14 protein-coding genes are annotated in these 16,024 nt (G+C 73.0%); 1 reads left to right on the top strand and 13 read right to left on the bottom strand.

From position 1 onward, the window contains the following. Positions 1-58 precede the first annotated feature (58 nt). The 9 genes from ACGFIR_RS03720 to ACGFIR_RS03680 form a co-directional block, all read right to left on the bottom strand. A complete protein-coding gene (locus ACGFIR_RS03720; protein WP_393000663.1) occupies positions 59-2,431 on the bottom strand; it encodes a glycoside hydrolase family 65 protein in 2,373 nt (790 codons plus the stop codon). Continuing rightward, positions 2,428-3,180, bottom strand: coding sequence for a beta-phosphoglucomutase family hydrolase (locus ACGFIR_RS03715; protein WP_393143020.1), 753 nt, complete (start codon positions 3,178-3,180; stop codon positions 2,428-2,430). Before ACGFIR_RS03715 ends, ACGFIR_RS03720 begins: the two co-directional genes overlap by 4 nt. 62 nt (positions 3,181-3,242) lie before the next feature. Continuing rightward, on the bottom strand, positions 3,243-3,707 hold the full coding sequence (locus tag ACGFIR_RS03710) for a DUF4442 domain-containing protein (RefSeq protein ID WP_393143018.1): 465 nt from the start codon (positions 3,705-3,707) through the stop codon (positions 3,243-3,245). A 45-nt stretch (positions 3,708-3,752) separates the two neighbouring features. Continuing rightward, positions 3,753-5,051 carry an ABC transporter ATP-binding protein gene (locus tag ACGFIR_RS03705; RefSeq protein ID WP_393143017.1) on the bottom strand — a complete coding sequence of 433 codons (1,299 nt, stop codon included), beginning with the start codon at positions 5,049-5,051 and terminating at the stop codon, positions 3,753-3,755. A 102-nt stretch (positions 5,052-5,153) separates the two neighbouring features. Continuing rightward, the gene (locus ACGFIR_RS03700; RefSeq protein WP_393143015.1) at positions 5,154-7,382 is read right to left on the bottom strand and encodes a CDP-glycerol glycerophosphotransferase family protein; all 2,229 of its coding nucleotides are present in this window, start codon (positions 7,380-7,382) and stop codon (positions 5,154-5,156) included. 16 nt (positions 7,383-7,398) lie between these two features. After that, entirely contained in the window at positions 7,399-9,408 is a 2,010-nt protein-coding gene (locus tag ACGFIR_RS03695) for a DUF5941 domain-containing protein (RefSeq protein ID WP_393143013.1), read from the bottom strand. Further along, a complete protein-coding gene (locus ACGFIR_RS03690; protein WP_393143011.1) occupies positions 9,405-10,151 on the bottom strand; it encodes an ABC transporter ATP-binding protein in 747 nt (248 codons plus the stop codon). The genes ACGFIR_RS03695 and ACGFIR_RS03690 overlap by 4 nt, the downstream gene beginning before the upstream one ends. 2 nt (positions 10,152-10,153) lie before the next feature. After that, positions 10,154-10,981: an ABC transporter permease gene (locus ACGFIR_RS03685; RefSeq protein ID WP_393000677.1), complete on the bottom strand. Its 828-nt coding sequence runs from the start codon at positions 10,979-10,981 to the stop codon at positions 10,154-10,156. Positions 10,982-11,040: 59 nt separating this feature from the next. Beyond that, positions 11,041-12,411 carry an L-serine ammonia-lyase gene (locus ACGFIR_RS03680; RefSeq protein ID WP_393143009.1) on the bottom strand — a complete coding sequence of 457 codons (1,371 nt, stop codon included), beginning with the start codon at positions 12,409-12,411 and terminating at the stop codon, positions 11,041-11,043. Positions 12,412-12,725: 314 nt separating this feature from the next. On the opposite strand from ACGFIR_RS03680, the gene ACGFIR_RS03675 reads away from it, so the two are divergent. Beyond that, a complete protein-coding gene (locus ACGFIR_RS03675; protein ID WP_393000681.1) occupies positions 12,726-12,932 on the top strand; it encodes a PspC domain-containing protein in 207 nt (68 codons plus the stop codon). Between the two features lie 91 nt (positions 12,933-13,023). Here the strand turns inward: ACGFIR_RS03675 and ACGFIR_RS03670 are convergent, their stop codons facing one another. The 4 genes from ACGFIR_RS03670 to ACGFIR_RS03655 form a co-directional block, all read right to left on the bottom strand. Further along, entirely contained in the window at positions 13,024-13,791 is a 768-nt protein-coding gene (locus ACGFIR_RS03670) for a DUF4230 domain-containing protein (RefSeq protein ID WP_393000683.1), read from the bottom strand. Between the two features lie 144 nt (positions 13,792-13,935). Continuing rightward, complete coding sequence (locus tag ACGFIR_RS03665) at positions 13,936-14,241, bottom strand: type II toxin-antitoxin system VapB family antitoxin (RefSeq protein ID WP_393000685.1); 306 nt, start codon at positions 14,239-14,241, stop codon at positions 13,936-13,938. Between the two features lie 200 nt (positions 14,242-14,441). Beyond that, positions 14,442-15,044, bottom strand: coding sequence for a nitroreductase family protein (locus ACGFIR_RS03660; protein WP_393000687.1), 603 nt, complete (start codon positions 15,042-15,044; stop codon positions 14,442-14,444). 12 nt (positions 15,045-15,056) lie between these two features. Beyond that, the gene (locus ACGFIR_RS03655) at positions 15,057-15,986 is read right to left on the bottom strand and encodes an aldose 1-epimerase family protein (RefSeq protein ID WP_393143007.1); all 930 of its coding nucleotides are present in this window, start codon (positions 15,984-15,986) and stop codon (positions 15,057-15,059) included. Between the last annotated feature and the right edge of the window lie 38 nt (positions 15,987-16,024).

Raw genomic sequence — 16,024 nt, 5'->3', positions numbered from 1 at the left:
GGGTCGGCCGCGCTGACCAGGGTCGCCGGCCCGCCGTGACGCACGGGCCGGCGGCCGGTCACGGCTCGTTCTCGGGCAGGCGCAGCAGGGGGGCCCGGCCGGGGGCCTGCTCCGGGGCCGGCCCCGAGGGCTCCACCGGGGGGATCGGCATCGTCACCGGCTCCCCGCACACCACCCGGACCGTCTCGCCGTGGTGCCGCAGCTCCAGCACGTCGCCCGGGTCGCCGTGGCGCAGCGCGTACGTCGTCTGGTGCTGCCGGACGTCGACCCGCAGCCGCATCCCGCGCCACTGGAGCGAGAACTCCAACCGTTCGAGCCGACTCGACAGCCGGGGCGTGAAGGAGAGGTTGCCGTCGTGGTCGCGCAGCCCTCCGAACCCGGCCACCAGGGCGATCCAGGCGCCGGCGAGCGAGGCCATGTGCACGCCGTCGCGGGTGTTCTCGTTCAGGTCGTGCAGGTCCATGAGCGCGGCCTCGCGCAGGTAGATGTGCGCCAACTCCGGGTGGCCCACCTCGGCCGCCAGCACCGCCTGGGTACACGCCGACAGCGAGGAGTCGCGCACCGTACGCCGCTCGTAGTAGAGGAAGTTGCGCAGCTTCTGCTCCGGCGTGAACGCGTCACCCCGCCAGTGCATGGCCAGGACCAGGTCCGCCTGCTTGACGACCTGCTTGCGGTACAGGTCGAAGTACGGGTAGTGCAGCAGCAGCGGATACTTCTCCGGCGGCGTACGCGCGAAGTCCCACTCCTGGAGCCGGGTGAAGCCCTCGACCTGCTCGTGGACGTCGATCTCCTCGTCGTACGGGATGTGCATGGAGGCCGCCGCGTCCCGCCAGGCCGCCGCCTCCTCGTCGGTGACGCCCAGGTGGAGCGCCTCGTCCCGGTAGCGCAGCACCGTGTCGGCGGCGATGATCAGGTTCCGCTGCGCCATCAGGTTGGTGTAGATGTTGTCGTTCTTCACCGCCGTGTACTCGTCGGGGCCGGTGACCCCGTCGATGTGGAACTGGCCGTGCCGGTCGTGGTGGCCCAGCGACCGCCACAGCCGGGCGGTCTCCACCAGCAGCTCCAGCCCGATCTCGCGTTCGAGCGCGGTGTCCTCGGTGACCTGCACGTAGCGCCGCAGCGCGTCGGCGACGCCGGCCGCGACGTGGAAGGCGGCGGTGCCCGCCGGCCAGTAACCCGAGGACTCCGCCCCCTCGATCGTGCGCCAGGGGAACGCGGCGCCCTCCAGGTTGAGCGTCCGGGCGCGCTCGTGCGCGGCGGCCAGGGTGGCGTGCCGCCAGTGCAGCGCGTCCCGCACGGCGGCCGGGTGGGTGTACGTGAGCACCGGCAGGACGAACATCTCCGTGTCCCAGAACGCGTGCCCGTCGTACCCGGGGCCGGTCAGGCCCTTCGCGGCGATTGGCCGCCGCTCCGCCCGGGAGCCGGCCTGCAGGACGTGGAACATGCCGAACCGGACGGCCTGCTGGATCTCCGGGTCCCCCTCCACCACCACGTCGGCGTTGTCCCAGAACTCGTCGAGGTACTCCCGCTGCTCCCGGCAGAGCCCCTCCCAGCCGTCGAGCCGCGCCCCGGTCAGGGCGGCCTCGACCTGGTCGCGCATCGCCGGCAGCGACCGGCGGCTCGACCAGCCGTAGGCGAGGTACTTGACCACGCGCAGCTTCTCGCCGGGCTGGAGCACGCATCCGATCGAGGTACGCACCCAGTCCTCGTACCCCTCGGACTGGATGGTCTTGCGCGCCGGGGCGTACACCTCGTGTTCCATCGCGGCGGCCACCCGCAGCCCAGAGATCTTGGTCCGGTGGATCAGCAGGCCGCCGTCGGCCGTGGTCAACTCCTCCTCGGCCAGCAACGGCGACTCCAGCACGGCCGCGACCCGCGGGTCCCGGCTCTGGGCGGGCAGCGCCTCGTTCGCCACGAGTTCCGACTGGAGGATGAGCCGCAGCGGCCCGTCGACCGCCTCTACCTCGTAGTTGATCACTGCGACGGCGCGCTGGGTGAACGAGACCAGCCGGGTGGTGCGGACCTTGACCTCGCGGCCGGCCGGGGAGCGCCAGTGCAGCTCCCGGTGCAGGGTGCCGGCGCGCAGGTCGAGGACCCGTTCGTGGGCGAGGAGTTCGCCATAGCGCACGTCGAGCGGCTCGTCGTCGACCAGCAGCCGGATCAGCTTGCCGTTCGTCACGTTGACGATCGTCTGACCGGACTCGGGGAACCCGAAGCCGGCCTCCGCGTACGGCAACGGGCGCAGCTCGTAGAAGGAGTTGAGGTACGTGCCGGGCAGGCCGTGCGGCTCCCCCTCGTCGAGGTTGCCGCGCAGCCCGACGTGCCCGTTGGAGAGGGCGAAGACCGACTCCGACTGGGCCAGGACGTCCATGTCCAGCCGCGTCTCCCGGACGTGCCACGGTTCGACCGGATAGGCGCGTTCCCGGATCATGCGGGCCGGCCGGTGTCGAGCAGGTCGGCGAGGTCGGTGACCACGACGTCGGCGCCGTGCGCCGACAGCTCGGCGGCCTGGCCGACCCGGTCGACGCCCACCACGTACCCGAATCCGCCGGCCCGCCCGGCGGCGACCCCGGCGAGGGCGTCCTCGAAGACGACGGCGTCGCGCGGGTCGACGCCGAGCAGTTTCGCGCCGGCCAGGAAGGTGTCCGGGGCCGGCTTGCCGCGCAGCCCCTCGGCGCGGGCGACGAGCCCGTCCACCCGGGCCTCCAGCAGGGGTTCCAGCCCGGCGGCGGCCACCACCTCGCGGCCGTTCGCGCTGGCCGTGACGACCGCCCGGCGCAGGCCGGCGGCGGTCGCCGCCTCCAGGTAGGCGACGGATCCGGGATAGACGTCCACCCCGTCCGTACGCAGCCGCTCCAGCAGCAGCACGTTCTTGCTGTTGCCGACGCCGTTGACGGTGTCGGCGTCCGGCGGGTCGTCGGGCGACCCCTCGGGCAGCACGATGCCCCGGGAGGCGAGGAAGGTCCGCACCCCGTCGGCGCGCGGCCGGCCGTCGACGTAGCGGTTGTAGTCCAGCCCCGGGTCGAAGGGGCGGAACTCCTCGCCGGTGGCGGCGGCGTGGCGGCGCAGGAAGCCGTCGAACGTCTCGGTCCAGGCGGCGTTGTGCACCCGGGCGGTCTGCGTCAGCACACCGTCCAGGTCGAAGAGACAGGCGGTCACGTGAGCAGGCAGGCCCAACACGGTAAGAAATCTATCCAGGCCTCCGGGCCCGCAAACCGCTTTCGGCCTGCTTGCCGCCCGGCTCAGTTCGGACGCAGCGTCCAGACGACGGTCATCTCACCGGTCGGTCTGCCCTCCTCGGTGACGATGTCCACCTGCACCGGGAACTCCGGCCGCTGGCCGGACTCCAGCTCCGCGACCACCTCGGCGACCGGTCGGCAGAGGCGCGCGGTGGCCAGCACCGGGCCCATGGCCCGCTTGCGGTACGCGATCTCGGCCCGCGTCACCAGCGGCACGGCCCGGTCGAGCAGCTCCCCGAACGCCGCCAGCGCCACCGCGCCGGAGGCGGTCTCGGCGAGGGTGAACATGGCCCCGGCGTGCGGGCCCCCGATGTGGTTGTGGTGGGCCGGCGAGTCGGGCAGCCGGACGGTCACCCGTACGCCGCCGTCGGCCTCGGGGGCCACCTCGACGAATTCGATGCCGAGCGTACGGGCGAACGGCACGGCTTCCAGGATGCCGGCCGCCACCTGACGCGAGTCGATGGTCATGCCCCGACATTACTAGCCGGTAACTTCTCCGCCAAGGGTCCCCGGTCAGCGCCAGCCCACGTCGATGCGGTCGCCGCGCTCGTCGAAGAAGTGCAACGCGTCCATCCGTACGGAGACGGCCAGGGGGTGACCGGCGGAGACCCCCGGGTACGGCGCGAGCCGGACCGCGAGCTCGGCGGGGCGCCGGTGGTGCCGACCCGGGTCGTTGAGCACGCTGGTGCGGCCGGTGGCGACCGGGGCGGCCTCGTGCTCGGCGGCGCGCCCGGTCAGCCGCTGCACGACCTGCCCGAAGCGGCGCCGGCTCCCGCGCTGGCCGGTGGACGCCTCGACCCGGGCGCCCATCTCGTCCACCACGATCGCCGTGGCCCCGACGTCGAGGAAGGCGAGCGACTCGTGCCCGTGGTGCTCCAGGTAGCGGATCCGGCCGTGCAGCACGGCGCCCTGGGCGTCCGGCGCGACCGGGGTGAGCGCCTCGGCCCGCATCCCGACCACGATCCGCTCCCCGTGGTAGTGCGCGACCGCCCGGCTGCGGATGTCGTCCCACGGCAGGTAGAGCGCCTGCTCGCCGAGGGTGAGGGTGACGTAGCGGTCGAGGTGGACGTAGACCGAGGCCTCCAGCAGGTTCATCCGCGGGCTGCCGAGGAACGCGGCCACGTAGAGGGTGGCCGGGCGGCCGTACACCTGGGTGGGGGTGCCGACGTCCTGGAGGACGCCCTTGCGCATGATGGCGACCCGGTCGGCCATGGTCAGCGCCTCGGCCTGGTCGTGGGTGACGTAGATGGTGGTGACGCCCAGCTCCCGGGTCAGCCCGGAGATCTCGGCCCGCAGCTCGGCGCGCAGGCCGCTGTCGAGGTTGGACAGCGGCTCGTCCATCAGGAACACGCCGGGGCGGCGCACGATCGCCCGGCCCATCGCGACGCGTTGGCGCTGCCCGCCGGAGAGCTGGCTGGGCTTGCGGCCGAGCACGTCGCCGATGCCGAGCGCACTGGCCACGTCGGTCACCCGCTCGCCACGCGGCTCGGGCTCCAGCCCGGCGAGGCGCAGTGGGAAGGCGATGTTGTCGCCGACGGTCATGTGCGGATAGAGCGCGAAGTCCTGGAAGACCATGGCGATCTTCCGGTCGCGCGGCGGCAGGTCGTTGGCCAGTTCGCCGTCGAGCATCACCGCGCCCGACGTCGGCTCCTCCAGCCCGGCGACCATCCTGAGCACCGTGGACTTGCCGCAGCCCGACGGGCCGAGCAGCACCATGAACTCGCCGTCGTTGACGTCGAGGTTGACGTTGTCCACGGCGAGGGTGCCGTCCCTGAACACCTTTGTGACATCCTTGAGCGCGACGGTGGTCACCGTGCCCTCCCCCCAGCTCGTCGGGCGCACCCCGAATGACTGTGACGAGGATCATCCGGTTCGCACATCGGGTAAACGTGCGATGTTCAGCTTGTTGCGGCCCTATGACGCCACCCGGCGGGACGACGCGCACCGCTCGACTTCGGCCCGCTCGCCGAGGAAGACGCGCCGGACCACCCGCTCGGCCGCGTGGCCGTCGTCGAGCGCGCAGAACCGGGCCCGGAACCGCTGCCGGGCCTTGCGCGCCGCCGCCGAGTCGAACTCGCCGTCGCGGAACACCTCGAGCAGGTCGGCGAAGGTGGTGGTCACCGCGCCGGGCGGCTGCGCGGTCACGTCGAAGTAGACGCCCCGGGCCAGCCGGTAGGCCTCCCAGTCGGGGGCGTAGACGACGATCGGCCGGTCGAGCACGGCGTAGTCGAACATCGCCGAGGAGTAGTCCGTCACCAGCACGTCCGCCACGAGGTAGAGGTCCTCCACGCACGGGTGGTCGCTCACGTCGCGTACGCGGTCGCGGTCGGTCGGGCGGCGGGCGCGGTGGTCCCGGTCGTGGAAGTAGTGGCTGCGCATCAGCAGCCGGCCGGCCGGACCGAGCACGTCGAGCAGCCGCTCCGGGTCGAACGGCGGCCGGTAGCCGGGCAGGTGCTCCCGGTGCGTCGGGGCGTACAGGACGACCTGCTCACCCGGCCCGAGGCCGAACCCGGCGCGCAGCCGAAGTATCTCCTCGCGGGTGGCGGTGACCAGCCGGTCGTTGCGCGGGTAGCCGACCTCCAGGGTGGTGTACGCGGCCGGGTACGCGCGCTCCCACATCTGGGTGGAGAAGCTGTTCGCGCTGACGCTGTAGTCCCACCGGTCCACCCGGCGCAGCAGCCCGGCGAAGTCCATCCCGACCGCACCGATCGGGTACCGCTGCTGGTCGAGCCCCATCACCTTCACGGGCGTGCCGTGGTGGGTCTGCACGTGCACCGTGCCCGGCCGCTTGCGGACGAAGTCCGGGAAGTTCACGTTGTTGACCAGCCAGCGCGCCCGGGCCAGCGCCCGGTAGTACGCGGGTGTCCCGGCGACGACGTACGCGACGCCCTCGGGCACGGTGTGCGCCCGGTCCCGCCGGACGATCCACACCCCGCGCACCTGCGGCGCCAGCCGCCGGGCCGCCTCGAAGATCGCGGCCGGGTTGTCGGCGTACCCGCGGTACCAGTAGGCCGCGTAGACGGCCAACGTCGGGTCGACCGGCCGGCGCAGTTCGGCCCGGTAATACTCGCGCAGCAGTGTGTCCCGGGCCAGCGTCGCCGCGCGCCGGGCCGGGGGCGCGACGCGCCGCTTCGCGCTCCGCGCGGTACGCCGGGCGACGTCGCGCGCCCGGTAGGCGGTCCGCAGCGCGCTGAACGTACGCCAGCGGCCGGCGGCCACCAGCCGGTGCTTGAGCCCCTCGGCACCCGGCGGCGCCGGGTAGCCGCCCGGCGGCAGCCAGCGCGCGTGGTCGGCGGTGATCTGGGCGAAGAAGGCCGGGCGCAGCTCGGGCGCGATCCGCGCCCCGTTGCCGAGCACGGTCAGGTAGTGCCAGATCATCCGCTCGAACAGCGCGGGGCGCAGGTCGTCGACGGCCGGGCCCTCGGCGTCCATCAGCCGGAACACCCGGTGCCACTGGTCGAACACCTCGAAGTGCCGCTCGCCCCTGGTCCTCGTGATCGCCCCGGTGCGGCGCTGCCGGTAGTTGACGCAGACCCGGTCGAGCACGCCGATCCGCTCGGCGGCCATCAGCACGGGGTAGCTGAACGAGACGTCCTCGTACCAGCCGGGGGCGAAGCGCAGACCCGTGTCGAGCAGGAACCGTCGGCGGACCAGCCGGTTCCAGGCGGTGTGCAGCAGCCGTAGCGTCTCGGGCCGCTCCCGCAGCCGGAAGGTCCCCTCGGGCGGCTCCGGGAACACCTCCGCCATGGCGCTGCGGCTGGCGGTGTCGTTCCAGTGCATCCGGACGTGGTCCACCAGGAGCACGTCCGGCCGGGTCTCCCGCAGACGCGCGACGACCTCGGGCAGGCACCCCGGGGCGAGCCAGTCGTCGCCGTCGACGAACCAGACGTACTCGCCGGCGGCCCGGTCCAGCCCGACGTTGCGGGCCGGACCGAGCCCGACGTTCTCCGTCAGCCGGACGGCGTGCACCCGCGGGTCACGGGCCGCGTACTCGGCCAGGATCTCGCCGCTGTCGTCCGGTGAGCAGTCGTCGACCCCGATCACCTCGATGCCGGTGACCGGCTGGTCGAGGATGGAGTCCAGGCATTCGCGCAGGTAGCCCTGCACCCGGTAGGCCGGCACGACGAAACTGATCAGAGTCATCGGCCGGCCCCTGTCGTCAGCCCGGCGAGCGACCTCCCGCCCCGACCAGGCCCACCGACGCCCGCGCGGCGCGGGCGGGCAGGACGACCCAGGCGAGGACGACACTCCCCACGAAAACCACGAGAAGGTACGAACCCAGTGTAGCCATCCCGATACCCGCAAAACCGGCAATCGTCGCCAGGGCCAGCAGCACCGACCGGCCCTCCCAGCCCAGCGTGGCATCGTGCAGCGGCGGAGCGGACTGCCGCTTCTCCAGCCGCGCCGTCAGGTCGTAGTGGTGCAGGGTGAGCACGAAGACGTACCCGAAGATCAGCCACGGCGGCACGTCGCCGACCACCCCGACCGCGATGGCGAACAGGAACTCGCCCGCCCGCAGCGCGGCCGGCACCAGCCAGTCCAGCGGGCCGTCGTGCGTCGCGCCCGCGCCGAGACCGGCGGCCAGCAGCACCAGCAGCGCGACCGGCACGGCCCACCGCAGGCCCGGGGCTCCCGCGCCGTCGCGGCTGACCAGCGCCGCCACCAGCAGCACCGCCGGACCCAGCGCCGCACCGACCGCCAGCGTCAGCGGACCCACCGGCCGCAGCACCGGCAGGAGCCGGGCCAGCGGCCCGTCGTCGCGGTGCAGGGTGGCGTCGACCGTGGCCAGCACCGGTACCCGCATCCAGCGGGCCCGCAGCGTACGCAGCCCACCGGTGTACGCGAAGGCCAGCACCCCCCAGGCCAGCACCGCGTACAGGCTGACCAGCGGGCCGAACAGCGCCACGGTGATCGCGATCAGCGCCCACCGCTCCCCGATCGGGAAGACCACCGTCCGCTTCAGCCAGTACGACACCGAGCCCGTGTCGGCCTGCACCCGGTTCGAGGCCGCGTTCAGCTTGTCGCCGATGCCGCCGCCACCCGTACCGACCGCCTTCGGCCGACGGGCCGCCTCGTCGTGCAGCACGCCGTACCAGGTGTCGGTCATGTGCCGGACGGTCTGCAGGGTGATCGCGGCGATCGCCAGCGCCCAGCCGTACCGGAAACCGGCCTGCGTGGCGCCGTAGCCGAGGCCCGCGTAGACGACGTACTCCTTCGCCCGGTCGGCCATCGTGTCCAGCCAGCCGCCCCAGGCGCTGAAGTGCCGGGTGTAGCGGGCGAGCTGGCCGTCCACGCAGTCGAGCACGAAGCCGAGATAGAGCAGCACGGCCCCGGCGACCAACGCCACCCGCCCGCCCGTGCCGAAGAGCACGGCGGCGGCCACCGCGAAGGCCACCGAGATCATGGTGACGGCGGTGGGGCCGAGCCCGAGCTTCGCCGACGCCTTGGTCACGTACGGCGACCAGGTGCTGACGAAGAAGGTGGTGAAGAAGTCGTCGCGCTCCTTCACCGAGAGCTTCAGCTCCGCTCGGTCCTCGTCGACGGCGGCCACGGCCGCCTCCGCGGCGGCCAGCCCCGCCGGGTCGCCCACCCGGTGCGCGACGAGCAGGCGTACCCGCTGGGCGAAGGTCAGCACGCCGAGCCCGGCGAGGCCGGCGAAGAGCCGGTCCACGGCGGGCCCGGCCGGTGGCGGCGCGGCGGCCGACGGCGCGCCGGCGGGCACCACCGCGGCGGCCGCGCGCGCGGCGGCGGCGAGCGACGGCAGGTCGTCGACGCCGACCCGCAGCGCGCCGCCGAAGACCCCGGTGGCCTCGCCGCCCAGCACCTCCGGCGAGCCGGCCCCGACCACCTGGCCGCGCTCCTCCCGCACGGCCGTGCGGCCCTCGCCGGGCGGGTCGGTGAGCACCAGCGCGACCGTCGGCCCGACCGGGCTGGTGGCCAGATGCCGCAGGACGGCGGTGTGCGCGACCAGGTCGGCGCCGGTGACGAGCACCGGCTGCGCGGCCGAGTCGACGAGGGCGGCCAGCTCGGCCAGGTCGGCGGCATGGCGCACCTCGGTCGCCCCGGCGTGCCGCAGCTGGTCGGCCAGCCGGTCGGCGAGGGATTCGCCCGAGCGGGTCGGCAGGCTCGCGGCCGGGGCGTCGGCGGCGAGCACGATCGCGAGCGTCACCGCGGAACCGCGGCGTGGTACGCGTGCAGCGCCTCGGCGATCGTGCCGTCGACGCCCAGCCGGCCCCCGTCGAGGTAGAGCCCCCGACGACAGAACCGGGTCAGATCCTTTTCGTTGTGTGACACCAGCACCAGAGTGCGCCCCTCCCCGAGCAGACGGTCGATCGTCGCATAACACTTCCCGCGGAACTCCTCGTCCCCGACCGCGGTCACCTCGTCCATGAGCAGGATCGGGTGCGGCAGGTGCGAGATGATCGCGAAGCCGAGCCGGACCTTCATGCCGGACGAGTAGTGCCGCACCGAGGTGTCGACGGCCCGTTCCACCTGCTCACCGGCGAACGACACGATGTCGTCGAAGTGCCGCCGTAGGTAGGACGCCGGCAGCCCGTGCAGACCACCCACCAGGTAGAGGTTCTCCCGCCCGGTCAGGTCGTTGGAGAACCCCGCGGAGAGCTCCAGCAGCGGCGCGACGTCCCCGCGCACCCGGATCCGGCCCTCGTCGGGGATGAGCACACCGGCGATCAGCCGCAGCAGGGTGCTCTTGCCGGTGCCGTTGCGGCCGACCACGCCGACGGTCTCCCCGGGCCGGACCGAGAACGACACGTCCCGCAGCGGCCAGAACCGGCCGTCGTCCGCGCCGCGCCGGCCCCGGTGGATGAACAGCTCCCGCAGCCGCAACTGCCGCCGCCGGTTGCGGACGAACCGGATGCCGAGCCCCTCCGCCTCGATGATCGCCTCGGCCATCCCTACAGTTCCTTGAGCACGGCGGGTTCGAGCCGGCGAAACGACCACCAGCCGGCGGCCAGCACCAGCAGGCTGACGACGACGGTGGTGGCGAGCAGGCGGGCGTCCGGGAACTCGTCGGGGTACCAGACCGCGTGGTGCAGCTGGAAGACGCCCACCAGCGGGTTCAGCTCGTACGCGGCCTTCAGCCAGCCCGGCAGGTCGGAATCCCGTACGAGGCTCAGCGGGTAGATGATCGGGGTGGCGTAGAAGAGCACCCGGATGATCAACCGCATGAAGCGCTCGACGTCGCGCATCAGCACGTTGACCGCCGAGAGCAGCAGCGCCAGCCCGATCAGCAGGACGGCCTGCACCGTCACCGCGAGCGGCAGGGCCAGCAGCGACCAGCCCAGCTCGACCCGCCCGGACGCGGCGTACCCGACGGCGGCGGCGAACAGGATCGGCAGGCCGGCGGCGTACTCGGCGAAGCGGCCCGTGACCCGGCCGATCGGGAAGACCTGCCGGGGCACGTTCATCGTCGTGATCAGCCGGGCCTGCCCCGTGAGCGCGTTCGTCGCCTCGCTCAGCGCCGAGCTGGTCCACATCCAGGCGAAGATCCCCGTGAGCAGGAACAGCGGGTACGAGTCGGCCGCGTCACCGAGGTGGCGGTTGGTGTCGCGGGAGTAGAGGATCCCGAAGACGAACCAGTAGATCGCCCCCATGCCCAGGGGCTCGATCAGCGACCAGAGGTACCCGAGCACGGACTGCTGGTACTTCACGGCGAGGTCGCGCCGGACGAGGATGCGCAGCGAGGTGCGGTGCGCCCACAACGCCGCGACGCCAGAGGTCACCGCCGCCTCCCGCCTGACCGGACGGACGACAGGCTAGCAGCCGGTGAACGAACGCCCCCTCAGCACTCGATCACGTTGACGGCCAGTCCGCCGCGCGCCGTCTCCTTGTATTTCACCTTCATGTCCGCGCCGGTCTCGCGCATGGTCTTGATGACCTTGTCCAGCGAGACGTGGTGCACCCCGTCGCCGCGCAGCGCCAGCCGGGCAGCCGTGATCGCCTTGATGCTAGCCACCGCGTTCCGCTCGATGCAGGGGATCTGCACCAGACCACCGACCGGGTCGCAGGTCAGCCCGAGGTTGTGTTCCATGCCGATCTCGGCGGCGTTCTCCACCTGCTCGGGGCTGCCGCCCAGCGCCTCGGCCAGGCCGGCGGCGGCCATCGAGCAGGCTGAACCCACCTCGCCCTGGCAGCCCACCTCGGCGCCGGAGATCGAGGCGTTCTCCTTGAACAGCACGCCGATCGCGCCCGCCGCCAGCAGGAAACGCACCACCCCCTCCTCGCAGGCACCGGGCACGAACCGCGTGTAGTAGTGCAGCACCGCCGGGATGATCCCGGCCGCCCCGTTGGTCGGCGCCGTGACGACCCGGCCGCCGGCCGCGTTCTCCTCGTTGACGGCGAGGGCGAACAGCGTCACCCAGTCCATCGCCCGCAGCGGGTCGGCGGGATCGGACTCCGTCTCCAGGCTGCGGCGCAGCTCGGCGGCGCGGCGGCGGACCTTCAGCCCGCCGGGCAGCACCCCGGTACGCGAACAGCCCCGCTCGACGCACTCGCGCATCACCCGCCAGATCTCCAGCAGGCCGGCGCGTACCTCGCCCTCGCTGCGCCAGGAGAGCTCGTTGGCGAGCATCACCTCACTGATCGACAGCCCCGTCGACGCGGTCACATCGAGCAGTTGCGCACCGGTGAGGAACGGGTGCCGTACCCGGGTGGTGTCGGGCTTGATCCGGTCCGCCCCGGCCGCCGCCTCGTCGACCACGAACCCGCCGCCGACCGAGTAGTACGTCCGCACCCGCAGCTGGGCGCCCGCGTCGTCGTACGCGACGAAGGTCATCCCGTTGGGGTGGTACGGCAGCGAACGGCGCCGGTGCAGCACCAGGTCGCGGTCCGGATCGAAGTCGATCTCGTGCGCGTCGAGCAGGCTCAGCCGGCGCTCCGCCCGGATCCGGGCGATACGCCCGTCGACCGTGTCGGTGTCGACCGTCTCCGGGGCCTCACCGGCCAGCCCGAGCAGCACGGCCCGGTCGCTGCCGTGGCCGTGCCCGGTGGCCCCGAGCGAGCCGAAGAGTTCCGCCTGCACCCGTGCCGTGCCGGTCAGCACCCCGTCGGCCTTGAGGCCGGCGACGAAGGTCCGGGCGGCCCGCATCGGCCCCACCGTGTGCGAGCTGGACGGCCCGATGCCGACGCTGAAGAGGTCGAAAACGCTGATCATGGCTGCACTTCCTCGCCGTCGTACCTCGTGGGTCTGCGGCACGGTCGTGGCCGGCCCGGTCGGGGCGGCCGTCCGGCACCCGAGGGGTGTGGGTGCCCGACCGGCGAGCCTACCCGCCCAGCTCAGCGCCTGCCCGTCGATGACGACCCCCACCCGCGACCCGACCGGGTCGCCGGGCGTCGCGACCCGGGATCCCGGGTAACCACCTACGGGTACGGAGGCCGCCGATCCTCCTCACGACTGAGGGCACGGTGGCCACCCCTTCCTACCGTTGAGGACAGAGGCGGCGAATGCCGCAGAGTGGGAGTACGACGATGAGTCGCAAACTGGTCCGCCCCCGTCAGGGGCGCATGCTCGCCGGCGTCTGCGCCGGCCTCGCCCAGCGTTTCGGCAGGTCAGCCGGCTTCATCCGGCTGCTGTTCCTGCTGTCGCTGCTGCTGCCCGGCACCCAGGTGGTCGTCTACCTGGTGCTCTGGATCCTGATGCCGAACGAGGACCGTCACGCCGCCGCCCGCTACTGAGCCCGTCGCACCCCGCCGGACGCGGAGTGACCACCCGAGGCGCCCGCCCCGTCGACCGGGGCGGGCGCCGTCGCGTCGATGGGATCCGCCGTCACGGGGCGGTGTAGGTGACCGTGACCTTCTCGTAGCCGAGGGAACGGAGCAGCCCCTCCAGCATCTTGCGGGTGTTCTCCTCGGCCCGCTGGGTCAGGCCGCTGTCGCGGGCGGCCGTGGTGATCCGCTCCTCGGCGAGCTGGTAGACCTGCTGCTGGCGGTTGGGATCGCCCTTCACCAGGTCGCCGACCCGGTTGAGCAGCCCGCGCTCCTCGGCGAAGACGTAGCTCTTCTCCAGGTCCAGGTTGGTCTTGGCCAGCTGCGGCGCCGGCAGCCTGATCTCCACCGACTTGCCGTCGGCCGACTCGACCACCGCGCCCTCGGAGATCTTGGCGAAGTCGACGTAGGCCTCCACGCTGCCCGCCCCCACGAAGAGGGTGCGCTGGTTGAGCAGCCAGTCGGGCACGTTGCGCCGGTCGTTCTGGAGATCGACGACCACCTGGAAGTTGCCCTCGGCCGCGACGTAGCGGCTGAGATCCTGGATCGACTTGAGCAGCGGCGGTTGGCTGCGGTCGGTCTGCTCCTTGGTGAACGGGTTGCGGAACTCCGGCAGCAGGCCGGTCGCCTGCACACCGAGCAGCACCACCACCGCCAGCGCCGCCGCGCCGAGCACCCAGAGCAGGCCGCGCGCGGGCCCACCCGCCGGCGGTGGCGCATCCGGCTCCGCCGGCTCCGTTGTGACAGCCGACCGCTCCTTGAGCGCCTCGCCGGTCGGGTAACCGGGGAACTCCCTGGTGGGTTCGTTGATGTCGCCGTCGCGGGCCATGGCCCTCACCGTCCTTGTCAGACACGTCGTCTGAGGATGACGGTACGGCTCCGGTGCGACAGCCGCTCGCCGAAGCACGCCACCGGGCGCGACCGCCGCGCCAAACCCGCGAATTCGCAGGTCAGAGCGGGTCGGACGGCCGGCTCACTCGATCGGGCCGGAGAGGGCCAGCACCCGGGCGTGGATCTGGTTGCGCTGTTGCAGCGCCGCCCGCAGGGCCCGGTGCAGCCCGTCCTCCAGGTAGAGCCCGCCGTTCCACTGCACGACGTGCGGGAAGAGGTCGCCGTAGAAAGTGGAGTCCTCCGCGAGGAGCTTGTCCAACGCGAGCTCGCGCTTGGTGGTGATCAACTGATCCAGGCGCAGCGGCCTCGGCGGAATCTCCGCCCACTGCTTGAGCGTCAGGTTGTGCTCCGGGTAGGGACGCCCGTCCCGGACCGCTCTGAAGATCACGACGGCACGCTCCCCTCCCCCTGGCCGGGCCGACCCACGACACCGGGTCGGGTCGCGGCGCGGCACCGCGACCCGCGGCACCGATGACCGTGCCAGCGTAGCGGGCTGCAGCACACCGCGTTCTGCTCCCTGATGTCAGTTTCACTACCCACCGTCCGGTCCGCCACCGGACGAAAGACCCGACCGGGGATTCGGCACCGTCAACTCCACCTTCCCCGGCGGACCACCTCGTCCACCGGGCGGCGTCCCCGGCGCAGCGACGGTGACCGATGGTCGGGCGCACGATAACCCACCGTGACGGCCCCGACGGGCTCGTACTCGCCCGGCACCCCGAACGCCTCCCGGTACGCGTCGAGGCGCTGCGCGGGGATGCCGAAGAAGCACGCCCCCAGCCCCTCGTCGACGGCCGTCAGCAGCATCAGCAGGGCGGCGAAGCCGGTGTCCACGTACCAGTAGGGCACCGGCCAGCGCTCCGTCGAGCGGTCCGCCCAGCCCTTGTCCGGTTCCGCGTACCGCTCCAGGTAGGCCGACCGGTTCGCGTGCGGGACGACGATCAGCGGGGCGCGGCGCATCCCCGCCAGCCACCGCTCCCGGCCGCCGCCGCCCGGGGTGGTCGCCGCCCAGAACCGCTCCCGGTCCTCCGGCGCCTCCAGCACCAGGAAGCCCCAGCCCTGGGCGAAGCCGGCCGACGGCGCACGGACCGCGTGGTCGAGCAGCCGCTGCACCACGTCGGGCGGGACGGGCCGGTCCGGGTCGTAGTTGCGCACCATCCGGCGCCGCCGGACCACCTCGCTGAACTCCATGCGCTCCCCCGCTCAGGCCCCGGGCCGTACGCCCCAGACACCCCGCCAGGTCGCGCCCGGCTTCAGGGTGATCACGTCCCGGCCCGAGCGGAACGCGTCCGGCGGGCAGGTCATCGGCTCCAGCGCCACGGAACGGCGACGCCGCTCGCCGGGCAGGGCGTCGCCGGTGAACACCTGCCACCAGCCGAACTCCCGGTCCGCCCAGATCCGCACGCCCGAGGCGCCGTCGGGGGCGGCCAGGCTCACCACCGAACCGCCGTCGTCGTCGCGGATCACGTCGCCGAAGCAGAGGTCGAGCCGGGCACCGCCGATCCGGCGGGGGCTGGTCCAGTCGTACTCGGTGCCGGCGACCGGAGTGCCGCCGATCGGCAGCAGCCGCCCGTCCACCTGCAACCGCGTCCGGGCCGGCAGCCGCATCGCCAGGTCGTCCACCGCCACCCCGGGCACCCGCAGGTACGGGTGCACCGCGAAACCGAACGGCGCCGGCTCGCCGCCGAGGTTCGTCGCCTCGTGCTCGGCGCGCAACCCGTCCGGACCGACGCTCCACCGGGTACGCAGCCGCAGCGGCCACGGGTAGCCCGGCTGCGGGGGCAGCTCGTAGCCGACCGTCACCGCCTCGGGCGACTGCTCCACCAGCTGCCACGGCACCCAGCTGACCAGCCCGTGGATGGCCACGCCCCGCTCCGGCTCGCTGAGCGTGAGCTGCAACGACCGCTCGCCGAAGGTGTAGCGCCCGTCGCGGATCCGGTTCGGCCAGGGGGCCAGCACCTGTCCCGCACAGCCGGGGCAGAGCTCGTCGACGCCGTACCCGTCGAGGTGGTCGGTCCCGTCGTGCCGGTATGTCCGGACCCCACCGCCCACCTCCACGATGACGGCCTCGTGGCCGGCGGCGGAAATGGTCCACTGCGCGCCCGAGGGCGGGCGCTGGTCGGGGGTGTCCATGCGGGGGACCCTAACGGTTCGCGCCCCGTCGTCGCTCG

Source organism: Micromonospora sp. NPDC049051 (assembly GCF_043197575.1).
GTDB lineage: Bacteria > Actinomycetota > Actinomycetes > Mycobacteriales > Micromonosporaceae > Micromonospora.
Note: the sequence above shows the minus strand (reverse complement) of the source record. Positions and strands in the feature narration are given on the sequence as shown.